Origin of the sequence: Bradyrhizobium sp. 187 (assembly GCF_023101005.1) — a bacterium.
Classification (GTDB): domain Bacteria; phylum Pseudomonadota; class Alphaproteobacteria; order Rhizobiales; family Xanthobacteraceae; genus Bradyrhizobium; species Bradyrhizobium canariense_D.
The window spans coordinates 2,673,831-2,694,249 of record NZ_CP064693.1 but is presented as its reverse complement, the minus strand read 5'-3'; the positions used below and the strand labels follow the sequence as shown (position 1 = coordinate 2,694,249).

The 20,419-nt window shown below is 63.5% G+C and carries 21 protein-coding genes; 11 read left to right on the top strand and 10 right to left on the bottom strand.

The features are described from left to right. Window positions 1–126: 126 nt before the first annotated feature. The 5 genes from IVB19_RS12685 to IVB19_RS12665 all read right to left on the bottom strand — a co-directional run bounded on the left by IVB19_RS12685 (window position 127) and on the right by IVB19_RS12665 (window position 5,273). On the bottom strand, window positions 127–1,299 hold the full coding sequence (locus tag IVB19_RS12685; protein ID WP_026233621.1) for a fumarylacetoacetate hydrolase family protein: 1,173 nt from the start codon (window positions 1,297–1,299) through the stop codon (window positions 127–129). A 111-nt stretch (window positions 1,300–1,410) separates the two neighbouring features. Further along, complete coding sequence (locus IVB19_RS12680; protein ID WP_085352336.1) at window positions 1,411–2,388, bottom strand: HEAT repeat domain-containing protein; 978 nt, start codon at window positions 2,386–2,388, stop codon at window positions 1,411–1,413. Window positions 2,389–2,390: 2 nt separating this feature from the next. Further along, a complete protein-coding gene (locus IVB19_RS12675) occupies window positions 2,391–2,624 on the bottom strand; it encodes a 4Fe-4S dicluster domain-containing protein (RefSeq protein ID WP_007593252.1) in 234 nt (77 codons plus the stop codon). Between the two features lie 28 nt (window positions 2,625–2,652). After that, window positions 2,653–4,395, bottom strand: coding sequence for a fumarate reductase/succinate dehydrogenase flavoprotein subunit (locus tag IVB19_RS12670; RefSeq protein ID WP_247821437.1), 1,743 nt, complete (start codon window positions 4,393–4,395; stop codon window positions 2,653–2,655). Window positions 4,396–4,499: 104 nt separating this feature from the next. After that, complete coding sequence (locus tag IVB19_RS12665) at window positions 4,500–5,273, bottom strand: ferredoxin--NADP reductase (RefSeq protein WP_018458612.1); 774 nt, start codon at window positions 5,271–5,273, stop codon at window positions 4,500–4,502. Between the two features lie 209 nt (window positions 5,274–5,482). Here IVB19_RS12665 and IVB19_RS12660 point away from each other — a divergent pair, with 209 nt between their 5' ends. From IVB19_RS12660 to IVB19_RS12640, 5 genes are all read left to right on the top strand, one after another. Then, window positions 5,483–5,779, top strand: coding sequence for a gamma-butyrobetaine hydroxylase-like domain-containing protein (locus IVB19_RS12660; RefSeq protein ID WP_018458611.1), 297 nt, complete (start codon window positions 5,483–5,485; stop codon window positions 5,777–5,779). Window positions 5,780–5,970: 191 nt separating this feature from the next. Then, complete coding sequence (locus IVB19_RS12655; RefSeq protein ID WP_018458610.1) at window positions 5,971–6,750, top strand: Crp/Fnr family transcriptional regulator; 780 nt, start codon at window positions 5,971–5,973, stop codon at window positions 6,748–6,750. A 181-nt stretch (window positions 6,751–6,931) separates the two neighbouring features. Continuing rightward, window positions 6,932–8,353 carry an ABC transporter substrate-binding protein gene (locus tag IVB19_RS12650; protein WP_162496366.1) on the top strand — a complete coding sequence of 474 codons (1,422 nt, stop codon included), beginning with the start codon at window positions 6,932–6,934 and terminating at the stop codon, window positions 8,351–8,353. Then, the gene (locus tag IVB19_RS12645) at window positions 8,350–9,255 is read left to right on the top strand and encodes an ABC transporter permease (protein WP_524536753.1); all 906 of its coding nucleotides are present in this window, start codon (window positions 8,350–8,352) and stop codon (window positions 9,253–9,255) included. Before IVB19_RS12650 ends, IVB19_RS12645 begins: the two co-directional genes overlap by 4 nt. Further along, window positions 9,252–10,124, top strand: a complete 873-nt coding sequence (locus tag IVB19_RS12640; protein ID WP_026233618.1) for an ABC transporter ATP-binding protein — start codon at window positions 9,252–9,254, stop codon at window positions 10,122–10,124. The genes IVB19_RS12645 and IVB19_RS12640 overlap by 4 nt, the downstream gene beginning before the upstream one ends. Window positions 10,125–10,197: 73 nt before the next feature. Here the strand turns inward: IVB19_RS12640 and IVB19_RS12635 are convergent, their stop codons facing one another. Continuing rightward, entirely contained in the window at window positions 10,198–11,256 is a 1,059-nt protein-coding gene (locus IVB19_RS12635; protein WP_085352331.1) for a YeiH family protein, read from the bottom strand. A 149-nt stretch (window positions 11,257–11,405) separates the two neighbouring features. Beyond that, entirely contained in the window at window positions 11,406–11,624 is a 219-nt protein-coding gene (locus tag IVB19_RS12630) for a hypothetical protein (RefSeq protein ID WP_007593267.1), read from the bottom strand. Between the two features lie 201 nt (window positions 11,625–11,825). Between IVB19_RS12630 and IVB19_RS12625 the strand changes: the two genes are divergently transcribed. Then, window positions 11,826–12,461: a 2-hydroxychromene-2-carboxylate isomerase gene (locus IVB19_RS12625; protein WP_018458605.1), complete on the top strand. Its 636-nt coding sequence runs from the start codon at window positions 11,826–11,828 to the stop codon at window positions 12,459–12,461. Window positions 12,462–12,470: 9 nt separating this feature from the next. On the opposite strand, the gene ald is transcribed toward IVB19_RS12625, so the two are convergent. Continuing rightward, complete coding sequence (ald, locus tag IVB19_RS12620) at window positions 12,471–13,586, bottom strand: alanine dehydrogenase (RefSeq protein ID WP_018458604.1); 1,116 nt, start codon at window positions 13,584–13,586, stop codon at window positions 12,471–12,473. A 134-nt stretch (window positions 13,587–13,720) separates the two neighbouring features. Here ald and IVB19_RS12615 point away from each other — a divergent pair, with 134 nt between their 5' ends. The 4 genes from IVB19_RS12615 to IVB19_RS12600 all read left to right on the top strand — a co-directional run bounded on the left by IVB19_RS12615 (window position 13,721) and on the right by IVB19_RS12600 (window position 18,056). After that, on the top strand, window positions 13,721–14,200 hold the full coding sequence (locus IVB19_RS12615; protein WP_018458603.1) for an Lrp/AsnC family transcriptional regulator: 480 nt from the start codon (window positions 13,721–13,723) through the stop codon (window positions 14,198–14,200). 139 nt (window positions 14,201–14,339) lie between these two features. Further along, window positions 14,340–14,831, top strand: coding sequence for a (2Fe-2S)-binding protein (locus tag IVB19_RS12610; RefSeq protein ID WP_018458602.1), 492 nt, complete (start codon window positions 14,340–14,342; stop codon window positions 14,829–14,831). Further along, the gene (locus tag IVB19_RS12605; RefSeq protein WP_018458601.1) at window positions 14,828–15,844 is read left to right on the top strand and encodes an FAD binding domain-containing protein; all 1,017 of its coding nucleotides are present in this window, start codon (window positions 14,828–14,830) and stop codon (window positions 15,842–15,844) included. The genes IVB19_RS12610 and IVB19_RS12605 overlap by 4 nt, the downstream gene beginning before the upstream one ends. A 7-nt stretch (window positions 15,845–15,851) precedes the next feature. Next, window positions 15,852–18,056 (top strand): xanthine dehydrogenase family protein molybdopterin-binding subunit, encoded by a 2,205-nt coding sequence (locus tag IVB19_RS12600; protein WP_018458600.1) that lies wholly within the window; start codon window positions 15,852–15,854, stop codon window positions 18,054–18,056. A 60-nt stretch (window positions 18,057–18,116) separates the two neighbouring features. On the opposite strand, the gene IVB19_RS12595 is transcribed toward IVB19_RS12600, so the two are convergent. Next, complete coding sequence (locus IVB19_RS12595; RefSeq protein WP_007608382.1) at window positions 18,117–18,329, bottom strand: hypothetical protein; 213 nt, start codon at window positions 18,327–18,329, stop codon at window positions 18,117–18,119. A 185-nt stretch (window positions 18,330–18,514) separates the two neighbouring features. Beyond that, the gene (locus tag IVB19_RS12590; protein ID WP_018458598.1) at window positions 18,515–19,564 is read right to left on the bottom strand and encodes a hydroxyacid dehydrogenase; all 1,050 of its coding nucleotides are present in this window, start codon (window positions 19,562–19,564) and stop codon (window positions 18,515–18,517) included. 278 nt (window positions 19,565–19,842) lie between these two features. On the opposite strand from IVB19_RS12590, the gene IVB19_RS12585 reads away from it, so the two are divergent. Then, on the top strand, window positions 19,843–20,409 hold the full coding sequence (locus IVB19_RS12585; RefSeq protein WP_026233617.1) for a thiamine pyrophosphate-binding protein: 567 nt from the start codon (window positions 19,843–19,845) through the stop codon (window positions 20,407–20,409). Window positions 20,410–20,419: the final 10 nt, after the last annotated feature.

Here is a 20,419-nt window from a genome sequence, read left to right as displayed (position 1 = left end):
TGAGTCTTTCCGGGGAGGGATTCTGGATTGCTTCGCTGCGCTCGCAATGCCGGTGGGGAGAGAGTTTCTGCGTCGATCGAGGCAAAGCGACTCGTGGAGAGTCCCCCACATCCGGCGTGCAGTGAGCTAGATCAGCTTGCGCTGCGCGAGATTCTTCATCAGCGCGCCGATGCCGAACGTCCAGGGCTCGCATTCGTCGCTGGCCCGCATGCGGTTGACGAGTTTGCCGAGCTGGGGCGCCGAGATCGTGACGATGTCGTCGCGTTTGTGGGTGAACCCCTGTCCCGGCGCGTCGCGATCCTTAACCGGCGCGAACATGGTCCCGAGGAACAGCACGAAGCCATCGGGATATTGGTGCACCTTGCCGATGGTCTGCTCGACCAGATCGGTCGGATCGCGGCTGATCATGCTGATCGAGGAATGGCCGTCGAGGACGAAACCGTCCTGCCCCTTGACGTTCAGGCTGATGTCGAGCTTGCGGGCGTCGTCGAGGGTAAAGCTGTCGTCGAACAGGCGCAGCAGCGGGCCGATGGAGCACGAGGCGTTGTTGTCTTTGGCCTTCGACAACAGCAGTGCCGAACGGCCCTCGAAGTCGCGCAGATTGACGTCGTTGCCGAGGGCGCCACCGACGATCGTGCCGCGGCTCGAGACGAACAGCACCAGCTCCGGCTCGGGGTTGTTCCAGGTCGACTTCGGATGCAGCCCCGCATCCATGCCGGTGCCGACCGACGACAAGGTCGGCGCCTTGGTGAAGACCTCGGCATCGGGGCCAATGCCGACCTCGAGATATTGGCTCCAGGCGTTCTGGTCGATCAGCACCTGCTTCAGGTGCATCGCCTTGTCCGAGCCCGGCTTGAGCTTCGACAGATCGTCGCCGATCAGCCGGGTCACTTCCTTCCGGATCGCTTCGGCCGAGGCCGGATTGCCCTTTGCCCGCTCCTCGATCACGCGCTCCAGCATCGAGATGGCAAAGGTGACGCCGGCCGCCTTCAGCGTCTGGAGATCGACGGGCGCAAGCAACCACGGCTTTTTCGGATCGCGCTGATCGGGAGGCGTGTTGGCGACGATGGCCTCGAGATCGCCGATGCGCTCGCCCTTGGTCGCGGCAAGCGCCTTCGCCGGATTGTCTTCCTCGCAGAGTGCGCTGACGGTCGGGAATTTTGCGGTGACGTCGAACACACCATCGCCGCGCACGGCGACCACGGCCGGGCCATTCGCCTGCGGCAGCCAGACGCGGCCGACGAGCGTTCCCCGCGTGCCGTCCTCGGGAAGAAGGTCCTTTACCGTCAATGTCGTCATGGGCGTATCCTCGCTCTTTTCGGATCGGCCTCGCTCGCGGAGGCCTATCACATTGGCGAAGACCAATAAACGTCTGGGACGGGAAGTCCAGCGCGGCAGCCCGCCGCGCTTCTATGCCCCCGCCCGCGCTTTTCGGGCCGCAATCTGCTGAAGCGCCCAGCGCGCGTTCTTGCGCACCTCGGGATCGGGATCGTCGGCGATGACGGCAAGGAACGCTTCGCCGTCGTGGTGGGCGATCTCGCCAAGCGCAGCCGCCGCCTCTTTCCGCAGATTGGCCTGCTCATGGTTCACGCAGTTGCCGATCGGGCGCACCGCGCGCTCGATTTTCATCCGGCCAAGGCTGCGGATTGCCTTCAGCCGCACCTGCCAGAACTCGTCACTGAGCGAAGCGATGAGCTGGTCGGCGGCAATCGATCCGTTGACGTTGAGGCCCAGCGTTTCCGCGGCCATCTCCCGCACCATCCAGTCCGAATCCTTCAACGCGCGCGTGATCATCTCGGCCGCCGGCTTCATCTGCGAGAAGGCGAGCGCGCTGACGGCGGCACGGCGCACATGCGCGTCGGGATCGTTGATCAGCGCGGTCAGCGCCGGAATTGATTCCTCCAGCTTGAGGAACCCGATCACGCCGATCGCCTGCACCCGCACGGCGGCATCGGAATCCTGGAGCGCTTCCAGCGCCGGTTTCAGTGTGTCCTTGCAGCGCAGCTCCTTCAGCGCACGCAACGCGCCCATGCGGACGAAGGCGTGGGCATGCTTGACCAGCGGCAGGATGATCTCGGCGCAAGCCGGATCCTTGAACTCCGCCATGCTGTCGGCCGCGGCGGACGCAACGATTCGTTCAGGATCGACGAGCAGCTTCACCAGCGCAGCCGCGGCCTCCGGCCCGTCGAACTCGCCGAGCGCCATCGCGACCTGCTGGCGGACGCCGGCATCAGGATCGGCGACCATTTTGGCGAGATGGCCGACGGCGGCGGGATCGCCGGAATGGCCGAGCGCGATGATCGCGACGCGGCGCTCCCCTGGATCGGCAGCCTGGAGCCGCTCGTCGGCGTCTTCGAGATCGTCGTAGGATTCGAACGGGCTCGACATGGCTACCTCAGGAGATAAGGAATGTTGACGGTGACGGCGCCGGTCGGGCAATCCGCCTCGCAGGGCATGCAGTACCAGCATTCGTCATAGGCCATGTAGGCCTTGTTGGTCATATCGCTGATACGCAGTACGTCGAGCGGACAGACGTCGACGCACACCGTGCAGCCCTTGTCCGCGATGCATTTGGCGTCATCGACGACCACCGGAACCGATGTCTGATAGGAAGCGAGAGGCATCGTATGTCTCCTGTATTTGTGCGGCGGGTCAGGCTGTCGCGCGGATGCGCTGCTTGTCGTAGAGATCCTTCTCATCGTCGGCGATCGGTACGATATAGGGCTCCACGGCACGCTTCTCGCTGGTCATCTTGCCATCCTGCTTGCTGAGCAACGTGTGGCAGAACCAGTTCTCGTTGTCCTTCTCCGGGAAATCCGTCCGCCAGTGATAGAGGCCCCAACGGCTTTCTTCGCGGTAGAGCGAGGCATGCACAGCCATGTCCGCGCAATCCATGATCGACTGGACTTCGAGCGCGCGGAGCAGTTCGTGCGCATTGCGCGCGATCATGCGCTCCTGCATGTCTTCCCTCGCTTCAGCGAGCCGGCGCATGCCGAGCTCGTATTTGCGCGTGACTTTCGGCGGCTGGAGATAGTCATTGACGAGACGCCGCGTCTTGTACTCGATCTGGTTCGGCGGAATACCGTCCTCGCGTTTGGTCGGCGCCATGACGCGGTCACGTTCGCGGGCGACCTCAGCCGCGTCGAATTCCGCGAAGTCGTGATTGTCCGCAAACTCCATCGCGTCGACGCCGGCGACCGAACCGTTGGTGAAGGCGCCGAGCATGTAGTTGTGCGGCACGCTCGCCATGTCGCCGGCGGCATAGAGGCCCGGGACGGTGGTGCGCGCGTTGTCGTCGACGAACACGCCCGACGCGCTGTGACCGGAGCAGAAGCCGATCTCGGAGATGTGCATCTCGATCGACTCGCTGCGGTAGTCGACCCCGCGCCCCTGCTGGAACAGGCCGCGCGTGGGACGTTCGACCTTGTGCAGCGTCGATTCGATCTCCGAGATGGTGTCGGGGTGAAGATGCTTGAGCTGGAGAAACACCGGGCCCTTCCCGGACAACAGCTCGTTGTAGAACTCCAGCATCATCTGGCCGGACCAGTAATCGCATTCGATGAAGCGCGATCCCTCGTTGTTGGCGGTGAAGGCGCCGAAGGGACCGGCGACGTAGGCGCAGGCCGGGCCGTTATAGTCCTTGATTAGCGGATTGATCTGATAGCATTCGAGGTTCGCCAGTGCTGCACCGGCGTGATAGGCCATGGCATAGCCGTCGCCGGAATTGGCCGCGTTCTCGTAGGTGCCGAACATGTAGCCCGAGGTCGGCAGGCCGAGACGGCCGGCGGCGCCCATGCACAGGATGACGGCCTTGGCCTTGATCACCAGCATCTCGGCGGTGCGGGTGTTGACGCTGATCGCGCCGGCGATGCGGCCATCGGCGGATTTGAGCAGCCGCGTCGCCATATAGCGGTTGGAGATCAGGATGCGGGCACGCCGGAGCTGGCGATACAGCGCCTTCTTCACGGTCTCGCCGTTCGGCATCGGCAGCACGTAGGTGCCGATGTGGTGCACCTTCTTGACGGCGTAGTCGCCGTTCTCGTTCTTCAGGAAGCGGATGCCGAAACTGTCGAGTTCCTCGATGATCGAGTAGCAGTTCTGCGCGTATTTGTAGACCGCCTTCTGATCGACGATGCCGTCATTGGCGATGGTGATTTCCTTGGTGTACTGCTCCGGCGTCGCGTAGCCGGGAATGACGGCATTGTTTAAGCCGTCCATGCCCATCGAGATCGCTCCGGAGCGCTTGACGTTCGCCTTTTCGAGCAGGACGACGTTGGCCTTCGGATTCTTCAGCTTCGCCTTCAACGCCGCCATCGGGCCGGCAGTGCCGCCGCCGATAACGAGCACGTCGCAGGAAACCTCCGAAAGTCCGTCGACGATCTGATCTAGTGACATCGCTTGCTCCTGGTCCGCCGGCAGATCCGGCGCCTTTGCATCAGATTTGTTCAGCAGGCGTCCCGGCGATAGCAATTAGTTGTCGCCGGGCTGCGATTTGCGCCTCAGCGCTCGACAAAGGCCTTTTCGATCACGAAATGGCCGGGCCGGCTGTGATTGCCCTCGACAAAGCCGCGCGCAGAAAGCATCGCGGGAAGTTCCTCCAACATCGCCGGGCTGCCGCACAGCATGATGCGGTCGGTCTCGATGTCGAGTCCCGACTGCCCGATATCGTCGAAGAGCTGGTTCGACGCGATCAGGTCGGAGATGCGGCCGCGATTCCTGAACGGCTCGCGGGTGACGGTCGGGTAGTAGACGAGCTTGTCACGGATAAGCGGCCCGAAGAACTCGTGATCTCGCAGGCCTTCCACGAGGTGCTCGCCATAGGAGAGCTCGGAGACCTGGCGGCAGCCATGGGCGAGCACGATGGTTTCATAATTCTCGTAGACGTCGGGGTCCTTGATCAGGCTGGCGAACGGCGCGAGTCCCGTTCCGGTCGAGAGCAGCAACAGGCGTTTGCCGGGAATGAGATTGCCCGTGATCAGCGTGCCCGTGGCCTTGCGGCCGACCAGGATGACGTCTCCCTCCCTGATCTTCTGAAGGCGTGAGGTCAGCGGACCGTCCTGTACCTTGATCGAGAAGAACTCGAGCGCCTCCTCGTGATTGGCGCTCGCCATGCTGTAGGCCCGCAGCAACGGCTTGCCCTCGACTTCCAACCCGATCATCGCGAACTGGCCGTTCTGGAAGCGGAAGCCCGGATCGCGCGTCGCGGTGAAGCTGAACAGGCTATCGGTCCAGTGCCTGACCGACAGGACCGTTTCCCTCTGAAATGCACTCATTGTCTCTCCTGATCTCGATTGCGCACAAGGTTTCGGAGAGACAGGAATCCGGCAACGCCGAACTGAAATTGCCGGTCGATTAGTTTCACATTTCGTGGGCGATGATCGAACAGCAGGCAGCGACGATCAGCGCCGCGCACCCTGCGCCTGGCAATTAGTTGCTATCGCGGCAGTGCTGCGGCAAGGTAGAGAAGGGTCGGAGACACGTCATGACCTTGGTGGGACCGACCGTGGCAGATTACGAAGCAAGCGCCGACCTCGCGACGCTCCGCGTCCGCACCGCTCAGGACGACACGCTGGACTTGGCGGCGGAAACGCTCCGCCTCTCCTGCAAATGCGCCCACTGCACCCGCGCCCGCTTCGACGGCCGCTTTCCCGAGCGGTTTCCAGGCATCGCGATCACCGAGATCGGCGATCTCGGTTACGGGCTGAACATCTCGTTTTCGGATGGGCACAATCGGGGGATTTACCCGAAGCCGTATTTGCTGAGCCTGGTGGGGCGGTAGACGCCACAGGTCGTCTTCCAAGCTTCGCTGTCATTCCCCGCGAAGGCGGGAACCAGTACGCCGCGGCTTCTCGATAGCCCATTGACGTCTCTGGAATACTGGATCGCCCGGTCAAGCCGGGCGATGACAGCGGAGTGAATCTGGCACGGACATTGCTCCTCTTTAGAACGGTTTGAACGTTCCGGAGGCAGATGATGTTGCAGGCGGCGGCCAATGTGGTTCGCGGGACGGTTCCCGCAACGGTCCGGCCTACCGGCGGTTCCTCGCTGCTGCTCACCGAGAACCAGCAATGGATCGGCGGACCGCCGCCCTTGATGGACAAGCTCAGCCAGCGCGAGCGGGAGCTGGTGCTGAAGCAGGGCCGCCGAAAAGTGCTCAACCGTGGCCAGACGCTGTTCAGCCAGGGTGGCAAGCATGACGGTATCTGGCTGATCGAGAGCGGCCGGATCCGGGTGTTCTACACCTCTCCGCTCGGCCGCGAGATCACGCTGGCCTATTGGCATGTCGGCAATTTCGTCGGCGGGCCGGAAGTGTTCGAAGGCACCGTGCATCAATGGTCCGGCGTTGCATCCAGCAATTGCAGCGTGGTGCATCTGCCCGGAAAGGAGCTACGATCCCTTGCGGTCGAGATCCCGAACCTCGCGATCGGCCTGATCGAAGGCCTGACCTTCAAGGGCAAGTGCTATTCGGCGCTGGCCCAGATGTTGGGAACGCGCTCGATCACACAGCGCCTTGCGCATCTGTTGCTGCATCTCGTCGACCTCTATGGCGTCGATGACGCCGACGGCCGGGTGATCGCGGCCGCCTTCACCCATGCCGATATCGCCCACATGGTCGGTGCCACCAGGCAATGGGTCACGATCAGCCTGAAGCGCATGCAGGAAAAGGGAATCGTGCTGACCAAGCGCTCGCAGATCGTGGTCTGCCGGTCCGACGTGCTGGAAGAGATGCGAGGGCAGGCGGCCGACTGACCGAGCTTGCGACCAGGGCCGGTGCCCATGCAAGCGGCTTAATAGTGCAGGACTGCCCAAGGAGTATGCAATCAACTTTTCCCGGCAACTAATCGACTGTGGCGCTCATTCCGGATTTGCCCTGCCCACGCCCTCACCCAATCATGGCAACCACAGCACATCCAACCGAATGAGGATGAGAATGGTCCGCCATCTTCCCACGCTCTCGATCGCGATGTCGGTGACGTCGCTGGCGCTTCTCCTCGCGCAGCCGGCCGCGGCGGAAACCGTCACGCTGGGCATCGGAACGCAGGACACCACAACCAACACGGTGACCGCCGGCGTCGTCATCCGCCAGCTCCATCTCCTCGAAAAATATCTGCCGAAAGACGGCAAATACGCCAACATCAAGTTCGAGCTGGAGTGGCAGAACTTCACCTCCGGCCCGCCCGTCACCAACGCGATGATGGCCAACAAGCTGCAGATCGGCATGATGGGCGACTATCCGCTGATCGTGAACGGCTTCACTTTTGACAGCAATCCCGAGAGCAAGAGCCGGCTGATCGGCATCGCCGCCTACAGCCTGTCGGGCTCCGGCAACGGCATCGTCGTTCACAAGGATTCGCCCTACTACGATCTCGCCGATCTCAAGGGCAAGCTCGTGAGCGTGCCGTTCGGCTCGGCCGCACACGGCATGGTGTTGAAGGCGATGCAGGACCGCGGCTATGCATCGGATTTCTTCCAGCTGGTGAGCCAGAGTCCGGAGGTCGGCTCGACCAATCTCCAGGAGAAGAAGATCGACGCGCATGCCGACTTCGTTCCGTTCGCCGAGTTGCTGCCGTTCCGCGGTTTTGCGCGAAAGATCTTCGACGGCGTCGAGACCAATCTCCCGACTTTCCACGGCATCGTGGTGCGAACCGATTTCGCCGAAAAATATCCCGAAGTCGTCGTCGCCTACTTCAAGGCGGTGATCGCCGCCAATCAATGGCTGCGCGACGATCCCAAGCTCGCCGCCGAGAAGATCCAGGAATGGACCGGCATCAGCAAGGAGGTCGTCTATATCTTTCTCGGCCCCAGCGGCAACATGACGACCGATCCCTCGATCAAGCCGGCGCTGATCGACGCTGCCACGGCCGACGTCAAGGTGCTGCAGAACCTCGGCCGGATGAAGGAGTTCGACCCGAAGAAATGGGTCGACGACAGCTACATCCGCAAAGCCTATGCCGAGATGAAGCTCGACTATGACGCGCAGCTTGCGAGCACCAAGAACTACGAGATCTCCGGCGACGATTCCTTCTGCAAGAAACCGATCGCCGATCCGCGCAAGGCCGGCGAGGTCTGGGTCGACGATTCAGGCATCGTGCCCTTCTCGTCAGCCAGCTGCACGCTCGGGGCCTATGCCGACTACAAAGCCAAGGGCAAGAAGATCAACGTCGCCTACGTTTTCGATACAACCCGCGGCATCAAGCTGTTCGCCGACCAGGCTTTCTTCGCGGTCGGCAATGGCGAGGTTGCGCCGTTCCTGTTGAAAAAGGACGCCGAAGCCTATGCCGCCAAGATCAGCGGCAAGGTGCTCGGCTTCGACGACGCGGTGAAGGCGGCGGTCGGCGGGGGTAAGACGTGAGCAGTCCCGCCCTCCGCAGACATTCCGAGGACAGCATGCCGGCAAGTGCAATCGCGGAGGCAAGCGCCATGCCCGCCTCCACGCCACCCGCGTCTCCACCCTCCTTCGGCACGCTCGCACTGCGCTGGTACCGGCTCAACCGGGGCGGGCTGCGCGCGACCGCGATCGGCATCATCTCGCTGCTCGCCTTCTTGCTGGTCTGGCATCTGCTGACAACCTATCGCGTCGTGTTGTTCGTGCGCTTCACCAACGTGCCCTCGCCGCTCGCGGTCTATGCGAGCTTCACCAAGGCGATCCACGATCCGAAATTCCTGCTGCACGTCCTCTTGAGCTGCCGCCGCATCTTCTTCGGTTTCTCGCTCGCGATCGTCGCGGTGCCGCTCGGCCTGATCATGGGCCGCTTCAAGCTCGTCCACGAGATCATCTTTCCCGTGGCGGAGGTGCTGCGGCCGATCCCGGCGATCGCCTGGGTGCCGATGGCGATCATGCTGTGGCCGACCAACGAGCAGAGCATCGTCTACATCACGTTCCTCGGATCGTTCTTCCCGATCCTGGTCAACACGCTGCACGGCATGTCGCTGGTCGATCCCGTGCTGGTGCGTGCCGCGCAATGTCTCGGCGCGCGGGAGCGCTCGATCTTCCGCGATGTGTATTTTCCGGCCTCGCTCCCGCACATCTTCACCGGCCTCACCGTCGGCATGGGCGTGGCCTGGGTGTCGCTGATCGCTGCCGAGATGATCTCCGGACAGTACGGCATCGGCTATTTCACCTGGGAGGCCTATTCGCTGGTCCAGTATGCCGACATCGCGCTCGGCATGATCGCGATCGGCGTGCTTGGCCTCGGATCGAGCATGTTGATCCGAGGCGCCGGACAATTGGTGATGCCGTGGAGGTCAAGATGAGTGAGATCGTTGTCAAGGCACCGCAGGGCCATATCGAGGTCAAGAACTTCTCCCTCAGCTACGACAGCATCGAGGGGCCGGTCGAAGCCGTCGCCGATACGCAGATTCATGTGAAGCCTGGCGAGTTCGTCTCGATCGTCGGGCCCTCCGGCTGCGGAAAGTCGACGCTGCTCAACGCGGTTGCCGGCTTCCTCAAGCCGACCACGGGCATCGTCACCGTCGACGGCGAGAAGGTGAACGGCCCCAGCGCGGAGCGCGGCATGGTGTTTCAGCAATATTCGCTGTTTCCCTGGAAGACCGTGCGGGAGAACGTCGAGTTCGGCCTGAAGATGCGCGGCATGCCGCGCTCGCAGCGCGAGCGCGCCGCCCGCACGCTGCTGGGACTCGCGGGCCTCGAAGCCTTCGAAAAGCATTACCCCGAGAAACTCTCAGGTGGCATGAAGCAGCGCGTTGGCATCGTCCGCGCGCTCGCGACGGGACCCAAAGTGTTGCTGCTCGACGAACCCTTCGGCGCGCTCGACGCGCAGACCCGGGTCATCATGCAGCAGATCCTCACCAACATGTGGCAGCGGCTGAAGATCTCGGTGCTATTCGTCACCCACGACATCGACGAGGCGATCTTCCTGTCCGACCGTGTCTACTGCATGACCGCACGCCCCGGCTCGATCAAGGCGGAGATTCCGATCCCGCTGGAGCGGCCGCGGCAGCAGTCGATGATGATGTCGTCGGAATTCCTGGCATTGCGCCGCGGACTGATGTCGCTGATCCGCGAGGAGAGCATCAAGGCGATGGGCGGCGAGCTCAACGACATGGGCATGCAGGGGCTGAACATCGAGCTGCACGGGCACTCGCTCGCGGATGTGATTTAGGGATCTTCGACTTGCGCGCTGACTTCCTTCCCCCTTGTGGGAGAAGGAAGTGGAGTATGCGCAGCAGCTTGCCTTACTTGAACCAGTGCACCAGCGCGATGCTAATGCCGAGCAGCAGCAGTAGCGACAAGGTCACGGCCGCCGTCACCCGTCCCCCGACATTGGCAAGCACCTTCACATCGACGCCGAGGCCAAGCGCGGCCATCGATACCACCGTGAGAAAACCCGTGATCCGCGTGATCGGGGCAATCACCGTGGACGGCACGATCTCGAGCGAGCGCAAGGTCGCCAGCGCAAGGAAGCCGAGGATGAACCACGGGACCAGGCGGAAGAAGCCGACATTGGTCTTCTTGGCATCGCTGTGCCAGCGCGACGCCGTCAGCGAGAGGCCGACGACCACCGGCCCGAGCATCAGCACGCGCATCAGCTTGACGAGCGTGCCGATCTGCGTCGAGACGAGTCCCGCCGGCACCGTCGCAGCCAGCACCTGCGGCACGGCATAGACAGTGAGGCCTGCAAGGATGCCGTATTGCGTAGCCGATAGCTGCAGCAGCGGAATCAGCAGCGGCAGGCCGAGCACCATCATCACGCCGAGGATCGCGGTGAAGGAGATGGAGGATGCGATCTCGTCATTGTTGGCGCCGATGATCGGCGCCACCGCCGCAATCGCCGAATTGCCGCAGATCGAGTTTCCGCAGGCGATCAGGATCGAGAGCCGCGTCGAGAGACCAAGCAGCCGGCTGATGCCGAAGGAAACGCAGAGCGCGACCACAACGACGGCCGCGATCGAGGCCAACAGCGCGACGCCGGACGCCGCGATAGCAGCGAAGCTGATCGAGGCCCCCAGCAGCATGACGGCGACTTCGAGCAGCTGCTTGGCGCTGAAGGCGATGCCGGACTGCCAGCGCGGCGCGGGCTTCCAAAAGCTGCGCACAGCCATGCCGAGCAAGATCGCCATCACCAGCGCCTCGACATAGGGATGTTCGAAGATGCCCAATTCCGCCCGTTCGAGCAGGGCCGAAACGCCGGCCACGGCGATGCAGAGGAGGATCCCGGGAATCAGCGCGACGATGCGGCTGATGGCCGTGGTCCGCTTGGCGTCGGCCGGGCTGGATGCTTGATTCTGCGACACAAATCTCTCCCCAAGGAGAAGGATTTATACGCAGCGCCATCCGATTGGGGAATAAGTTTTCGACATATCAGGGCCGAGCGAAGTTCTATCCTCAATCCGGAATAATCTGGCTCGGAAGATCAGGCGCCCGTTGGAAGATCAGGCGCGCCTTAGAAGATCAGGCTCTTGGCCAGCGAGGCGACGCGGCTGAAGCCGTCATAGACGCCGGGCTCGAAGAAGGCCGCGCGCGCCAGCACGATACCGGCGACCAGCGACCAGAACAGCCCGGTGCCGACCCGCAGCAGCAGCTTTGACCCGCGCGAGCGCGGCTGGGTGTCCGTTGCGGACACCAATTGCTCGCCGAAAGGCTCAAACCTGGTGCGTTCCATAGCAGTCAATCCATCAATTTCTGATGGAAATGTCGTCGTTTCGGCCCCAAACAGCAATGGAAGCGATTGGCTTTTTTGCCTCCCGAAGAGGAAACTCCTTCCGCCGGACGGACCCGGGGCAATAGTTTTCTTCTTCCGGCCTATTTGAGCACCGGCGCCACGGCGAGCAGGTAGCGCCGCGCGTATGAAAGGAATCTGCCAATGCCAAACCCCCGCGTGCGCGTCTACACCGACTACAAGAGCTCCTACGCGTTCGTGGCCAACAAGCGCCTATTCGAACTGCAGGAGACGCACGGCGTCGAGCTCGAATGGCTGCCCTATACGCTGCGCGTTGCCGAATTCATGGGGACCGTGGAAGAGCGCACGCCGCATTTCTGGCGCAAGGTGCGCTACGCCTATATGGACGCCCGGCGCTATGCCAATGCGCAAGGGCTCGTCATGAAAGGGCCTAGGCGGATCTACGACGCGTTCTATTCCAGCGTCGGCATGCTGTTCGCCCAACAGCACCGCTTCTTCCGTCCGTATCACGACACGGTGTTTCGTCGGTTCTGGAGGCATGAGCTCGAGATCGACGATCTCGCCGCAATCACGGACGTCATCACGTCCTGCGGTGGCTCGGCCAGCGAGTTCGAAGCCTACGTCCATGGCCCCGCACGCGCCGAGCATGACCGCATCATCGACGAGGCCGAAGTGCTCGGCGTGTTCGGCGTGCCGACCATGGTGTTCAACGGCGAGCTGTTTTGGGGCGGCGACCGCATCGACATGTTGATCGAACGCATCGAGAAGCCCGGGACGATCGAGGCAGCTCTCGGCAGCCGCCATCGCAAGCCGGCATGAGCAGCAACGCTACGCCGCTAGCCCGCTCTCCACCGGAGCAAACTCCAGCCCGAGGCTCTCCGCCACCGCCTTGTTGGTGATACGGCCGCGATGCACATTCAGCCCGTTGCGCAGGTGTGGATTTTCCAAGATCGCAGCAAAACCCTTGTTCGCGAGCATCAAGCCGAACGGCAGCGTCGCGTTGTTCAGCGCCTGGCTCGACGTCACCGGCACCGCGCCGGGCATATTGGCCACGCAATAATGCACGATGCCGTCGACAAGATAGGTCGGATCGGCATGCGTGGTCGGGTGCGAGGTCTCGAAGCAGCCGCCCTGATCGATCGCGACGTCGACCAGCACGGCGCCTGGGCGCATCGATGTCAGCATCGCACGCGTGACGAGCTTGGGCGCACTCGCGCCCGGCACCAGTACCGCGCCGATCACGACGTCGGCGGCGAACACCTCCTCCTCGACCGACTCGATGGTGGAGAAGCGGGTGCGCACGCGTCCGACAAAGAGATCATCAAGCTCCCGCAACCTTGGAATGGAGCGGTCGATCACGGTGACTTCGGCGCCAAGGCCCGCGGCCATGCGCGCGGCTTGCGTTCCCACCACGCCGCCGCCGAGCACGACGACCCGCGCCGGCTGCACGCCAGGGACACCGCCCAGCAGCAGCCCGCGACCGCCAGCGGAGCGCTTGAGCGCGGCGCCGGCGGCCTCGATAGCGAGGCGGCCGGCGACTTCGCTCATCGGCGCAAGCAGGGGGAGGTGACCGGCCGCGTCGGTGACGGTTTCATAGGCGATCGCAGTACAGCCGGAGGCGAGCAAACCCCTGGCCTGTTCGGGATCCGGCGCAAGATGAAGGTAAGTAAACAGGATCTGGCCTTCGCGGAGCTGGGGCCACTCGCTTGTCTGCGGCTCCTTCACCTTCACGATCATGTCGGACTTCGCGAAGATGTCGCGCGCGCTCTCGGCAATGGTGGCCCCTGCCCGCCGGTAGTCTTCGTCGGAGGCGCCGATGCCGCCGCCCGCACCGGTCTCGACCGTCACCTCGTGCCCCGCGGCGACATATTCGCGGACCGCACCCGGGGTGAGCCCGACGCGATATTCCTGCACTTTGATTTCCTTGGGCACACCGACGCGCATCCCGGGCCTCCTTGTGATTCACCTCATGATCGTAGCGACGTGCCCTGTTTGGTTTCGTGCAAATATCCGCTAGCTTTGGCCTCCCTGCGCCGGTTTCCGGCGCGCAAACGCCCTTTCACGCTGGAAACGAAACCTTGGCCCTCGACAGGAAAGATCTCGCCATCCTCGCGGAGCTCACGACCAACGCGCGGGCCAGTCACACCGAGCTCGCGCACAAGGTCGGGCTATCAAGCACCGCGCTCGCGCGGCGGCAGAAGGCGCTGCAAGACGACGGCTATATCCAGGGCTATCAGGCCACGCTCGACCTCGCGCAGTTCGGCCTCACCACCACGGTGCTGGTCCGTATCGCGCTGGAAAGCCAGAGCGATGAGGCGCTGAAGGCGTTCGAGGCGGAGGTGGTGAAATGCCCGTCCGTCGTGCGCTGCTTCCTGATGTCGGGGACCGACGACTACATCCTGATCGTGCTCGCCCGCGATATCCAGGATTTCGAGCGCATCCACCGCATGGAGCTGTCGCGCCTGCCGCGCGTCGCGAGGGTACAATCGAGCTTCGCGCTGCGCGAAGTTGTCGACCGCGCCGTGCCGAATGTGGTGTTCGGCGAAGCAAAGCGCTGACCGCAACCTCTCGGAAAGGCGAACTGCTGGCAAGGAACCAACCGGTCGGTGGTCCGTTGGGCGCTATTGGCCGGCGGAGGCGTGCCCCCGCGTCAACACGGCTGACGTCCGGCACGGTCGCCGTCGCAGGGAGCAGGACATGGGCGATGTCACGCATCAGATTTCCGAACGCATTCCGATCCATCTTGTCGTCAACGGCGTCAGTCACACGCTCGATCTCGTGCCATGGACCACATTGCTCGATGCCTTGCGGGACCATCTTGCACTGAGCGGCACCAAGAAGGGCTGCGACCATGGTCAGTGCGGCGCCTGCACGGTGCTGGTGGACGGCCGGCGCGTCAATTCCTGTCTCACGCTCGCCGTCATGAAGGACGGCGCGGAGATCACGACTGTCGAAGGTCTTGCCAAGGATGGCGCGCTGCATCCCCTGCAACAGGCGTTCATCGACCATGACGCCTTCCAGTGCGGCTATTGCACGCCGGGACAGATATGCTCGGCGGCCGGACTGCTCGCCGAAGGCCGTGCCAAAGATACCGACGAGATCCGGGAGCTGATGAGCGGAAACCTTTGCCGCTGCGGCGCCTATCCAAACATCGTCGCCGCCATCCAGCAGGCAATGGGCCAGCCATGAACAACTTCCAGTACGCTCGAGCCACTGATGTCGCCGACGCCATCCGCTTGCTCGCCGCCGGTCCCGGCGCCAAACTGATTGCCGGCGGCACCAATCTGATCGACCTGATGAAAGAGAATGTCGAGCGCCCCTCCCGGCTGATCGACATTTCCCGCCTGCCGCTCCGCAAGGTCGAAGAGACGCCCGACGGGTCCTTGCGCATCGGCGCCTTGGTGCCGAACTCGGACCTCGCCTATCATCCATTGATCGAGCAGCGCTATCCCCTGCTCGCCAGCGCCATCCTGGCCGGCGCCTCGGCGCAACTGCGCAACATGGCATCGGTCGGCGGCAATCTGATGCAACGAACGCGCTGCGCTTATTTCTATGACACGGCCACGCCGTGCAACAAGCGACATCCCGGCAGCGGCTGCTCGGCAATGGACGGGCTGAACCGCAACCATGGGATCCTGGGCACGAGCGCCGCCTGCATCGCGACCAATCCATCCGACATGAGCGTGGCGCTCGCCGCGCTCGATGCGCTCGTGCACATCGCGGGTCCCTCCGGCGAACGCACCATCGCGCTGACCGATCTCCATCGGCTGCCCGGCGACAAGCCTCATGTCGATACCAATCTCGGCACCGGCGAGATCATCACCGGGATTGAGCTTCCGCCGCGCGGCTTTGCTCAAAACTACAGCTATCTAAAAATTCGCGACCGGATGTCTTATGCTTTTGCTTTGGTCTCGGTTGCCGCCGCGCTCGAATTGGAGGGCAACGCGATCAGCGGGGCACGCGTGGCGGTCGGCGGCGTGGCTCACAAGCCTTGGCGCAGCCTCGAGGCCGAAGCTACGTTGCGCGGCCAGGCCGCAACGCCCGATCACTTCTCGCACGCCGCGGATCTCTTGCTCCAGGGAGCAACAGCCCGCTCACATAACGGCTTCAAGGTCGAGCTCGCACGCCGCGCCATCGTGCGGACGCTGACACAGGCGGCGAACGCCACGCCGCAATCTCAGGCGCACAAGAAGATCGCGTGAGGACCCCATGAACGCTTATGTCGGAACGCCAACGTCGCGTGTCGACGGCCGGGCCAAGGTCACCGGCGCCGCCAAATACGCCGGCGAATTTCCAGCCGACAAGCTCCTCCATGGCTTCGTGGTCGAGGCCATCATTCCATGCGGGCGCATTGCCCGCCTCGACGCGAGCGAGGCGTTGAAGGTCGAGGGCGTACTCAACGTGCTCACGCATGCGAACCGTCCGCCGCTGGCCGACAAGGACGAGGCGTGGAAGGACGAGGTGGCGCCCGAGGAAGGCTCGCCTTTCCGTCCGCTTTATGATGACAAGATCAAGTTCAATGGCCAGCCGATCGCACTTGTCGTCGCAGAGGACTGGGAAACCGCGAAATTCGCCGCGACGCTCGTGCGGGTCGAATATGAGCAGCATGGTTTTGCAACCGACCTCGAAGGCGAACGCAGCAACGCCGCCGAGAAGAACGAGCCGCATAAACCGCGGGGCGACGCCGCAGCCGCCCTTGCGGGAGCTGATGTGCGCCACGAGGCGGACTACGTGATACCGACCGAGCATCACAACCCGATGGAGCTCTATGCGACCACGGCGGTCTGGGACAGCAATGGCAAGCTCACGATCTACGACAAGACCCAAGGCGTCCAGAACGTCCACAAATTTCTCTGCAGCGTGTTCGACAAGAAGCCGGACGACATTCGCGTGGTCTCGCCGTACGTCGGCGGCGCCTTCGGCTCCGGCTTGCGGCCGCAATATCAGGTGGTGTTGGCAACACTCGGCGCGCTCGCGCTGAAGCGGTCCGTTCGCGTCGTACTGACGCGGCAGCAGATGTACGGGCTCGGCTACCGGCCGATGACCATCGAGCGCGTCGGGCTCGGCGCAAGATCCGATGGCGCCCTCGACGCGGTCACGCACGAGGCGATTGCCGTCACCTCGCGCTATGAGGATTTTGCCCGCAACGATACCGGCTGGGCCGAACAGCTCTACAAGAGCCCGAACAGCCGCTTCTCCCACAAGCTGGTGCACCTTGACGTCTCCACCCCCTGCGACATGCGCGCACCGGGCGCTGCGTCGGGCGTCTGCGCGCTGGAATGCGCGATGGACGAGCTCGCCGTCGCACTCAAGCTCGACCCGATCGAATTGCGGCTGAAGTGCTACTCGGATCGCGACCAGAGCGAAAACCTGCCCTACACCAGCAAGCAGTTGCGCGAATGCTACGCGCGCGGCGCGGACGCCTTCGGCTGGAGCAGACGCGATCCTGCGCCGCGCTCGATGCGCGACGGCAAGGATCTGATCGGCTGGGGCATGGCGACGGGTGTGTGGGAAGCACTGCAGATGCCGGTCGCCGTCCGTATCGTGCTGACGTCGAACGGACATGCCGAGGTGTCCTGCGCCGCATCCGACATCGGCACCGGCACCTACACCATTGTGGCTCAGGTCGCAGCCGATGCGCTCGGCCTGCCGATTGAGAACATCAGCGTCCGGCTCGCAGATTCCAGTCTGCCGCAGGCGCCTGTGGAGGGCGGCTCCTGGATGGCCGCTTCGAGCGCGCATGCGGTGCTCGCAGCCGCCGAGGAAGTGCGCAAGGAACTGTTACGCCTGGCCGGGAAGATGCCAGGCTCGCCGCTCGCCGGCGCCGAGCTAGCCGATACGGTGCTGACCGACGGCAGCATTGCCAGCTCCAGCAACAACAGCCGCGCGGTCTCGATCGCCGACGCGATGCGTCACGGCGGCGTCGAACGCATCGAGAAGGAAAAGCTCAATCAATTCGGCGAGGACAAGAAGCACGCGCGTAACACCCACTCGGCCGTCTTCGCCGAGGTCAAGGTGGACGAAGAGCTAAACGTCATTCGCGTGACGCGGGTCGTGAGCGCCGTCGCGGCCGGGCGGATTCTCAACACCAAGACAGGCCGCAGCCAGATCATGGGCGGCGTGGTCTGGGGGATTGGGATGGCCCTGCACGAGGAGACGGTGATGGATCACCGCTTCGGGCGGATCATGAACGCGAACATCGCCGAGTACCACATTCCCGTGAATGCCGATGTTCACGACATCGACGTGATCTTCGTCGACGAGCCGGACGCGCACATCAACGCGCTCGGCATCAAGGGGCTGGGAGAGATCGGCATCGTCGGCGTTCCCGCCGCGATCGCGAACGCCGTCTATCACGCCACCGGCAAACGCATCCGTCGATTTCCGATCACACTGGACAAGCTGCTCGACTGAGACGGTGCAGCAGTCCCCTCTCGGCGCCGGCGTCACCTCACGGCGCCCGGCCGCCAGGCCTCACGAGGGAAAGTCAGCCGGTCTGACTTGGATGCGGTCGGCATGCAGCGACCAGTGGTGCAACGCCTGATCCTCGCAAAACCTCGCCTTCGCCCGCTCTCTGGCTTCGTCCTCGTCGGAAGCGTCGATCTCGAGCGTGCCCTGGCACACCTCGATCTGCCGGCCGTACTGGCCGAGCACGTCCTTCATGAACCTGACCACATAAGTTGACATGGGACCTCCTGCCTGCCCCGGCGGCGCTCACTCTTATCCCATTTAGGCGGAATCCGGGAGGGAGATTTTGACACGGATCAAAGTCGGGCGCGGTTCCCCCCGCCGATCGTTCCGTGGCGCGTAGCGCTAACCGGGACATTGGGCAGCAGGAGCATCGCACCCCGGAAGGACAGAGCGACTGTCAACTACGCCGGCGTCACACCAAACGCCTGCTTGAATCGCTCCACATAGCGTGGCCAGACCTCCGGATTGATGATGCGCGGCGGCCGCTTGCCATCGAGCGTATCCAGCACCTGCTCGGCCGCGATGCGGCCCATGTTCTGCCGCGCCTCGATCGTGACGCCCGCGGTATGCGGGCTCGCCAGCACGTTGTCGAGCTGGAGCAGCGGATGCTCCGGCGGCGGCGGCTCCTTGGACCAGACGTCGAGACCGGCGCCCGCAATGCGCTTCTCGCGCAAGGCCTGGAGCAGCGCATCCTCATCGTGGATGAAGCCGCGCGCCGTGGTGATAAAGTACGCATGCGGCTGCATCAACGCAAATTCGCGCACGCTGATCATGTTGCGGCTGCGCTTGTCGAGCGGGCAGGAGATGGAGACGAAATCGGCGCGGCGCAGCAGCTCGTCGAGCTCGACCTTCTCGCCGCCCCGCTCGGCCATCACCTCGGCCGTGAGGTAAGGATCGTAGGCCAGCACCTTCATGCCGAACAGGCCCTTGCACAGCGCGGCGATGCGGCGACCGACATTGCCGAGGCCGACGATGCCGACGGTCTTGTGCTCGATCTCGTTGCCGACGAGTTCGTTGCGGTTGACGTTGGACTCCCTGCGGAGCTTGCGGTCGGACTGGATGATGCGCTTGGACAGCGTCAACATCATCGCCAGCGCATGCTCGGCGACCGAGTGGGCGTTGCCGCCGGACTGGTTGACGACCAGCACGCCGGCATCGGTGCAAGCCTCGACATCGACAGGATCGAATCCCGCGCCGTTGCTGGAGACGAGCAGCAGGTTCGGCGCGCGCCTCAGGAAGGCAGCATCGACATGGAAGTGCGGGGCCAGTTCGTCACGGGCGGCGCCGATCTGGTAGACATGAGCCGCCTCGATGATCGGCGCGAAATATTCCTCGGGGCTCTCGTTCTCGATGCGATCGAGCCGGACGTCGGGCCGCGCCTTCAGGATGTCGATATAGATCGGATTGGCCAGATATTTGACGTAGAAGACGCGCTTGCTGTTGACGGACATCAGGACCCTTCCGGCTTTCTCCAGGAGATCCGCAGGGCCAGCGCTTCGCGCGCTCCTGTCATGCGTTCCTCCGTTCTCTTGTTGTTGCCGCTTATGACACGGCGGCACCGGCTGCGGCAGGCCGTCTGGCGCAGATCACGGTGCAGTCCGGACATGTTGACAATCCCGCTGCCTGCGTCAAGTTCGGCAGACCGCCGCGACGGCCAAGACAAGGGCTAAGACGACGCCTAAGACAATGGCAAAGACCAAGAAGCATGCGCGGCCGAAGGGAGAACGCAATGCCGATTGCGGAGCAACAAACCTCGTCCGAGGCGGCGCAGACCTCCAGTGACAAGAGCTGGCACGGCATCATCCTGCAAACCTTAAAGCGGAATGAGATCAGCCTCGTCCCTTACGTGCCCGACCGCGTGCTGACGCCGCTGATCAAGAACCTGCACGCCGATCAGTTCTTCACCACCTTTGCCACCGCCCGCGAGGAGGAGGCCGTCGGCATCGTCTCGGGCGCCTGGATGGGCGGACGGCGCGGTGCGGTGCTGATGCAGACCTCAGGCTTTGCGACGCTCGCCAACGTGCTGGCCTCGCTCGCGGTGCCCTACCAGATTCCGCTTATCATGTTCGTGTCCGAGCGCGGCACGCTCGGCGAGTTCAACTACGGCCAGTCACTGGTCTGCCGCACCATGCGTCCGGTGCTGGATTCGCTGGCGCTGGAGCATCACACCATCACCCGGCTCGACGAGCTCGAATTCATTGCCGATCGTTCGATCAAGCAGGCCGTCACGACGCAGGCGCCAGTCGCGCTGATCCTCAACCCGCTGCTCACGGGCGGCAAGGTGTTCGACAAGTGAGTCCGGCCCA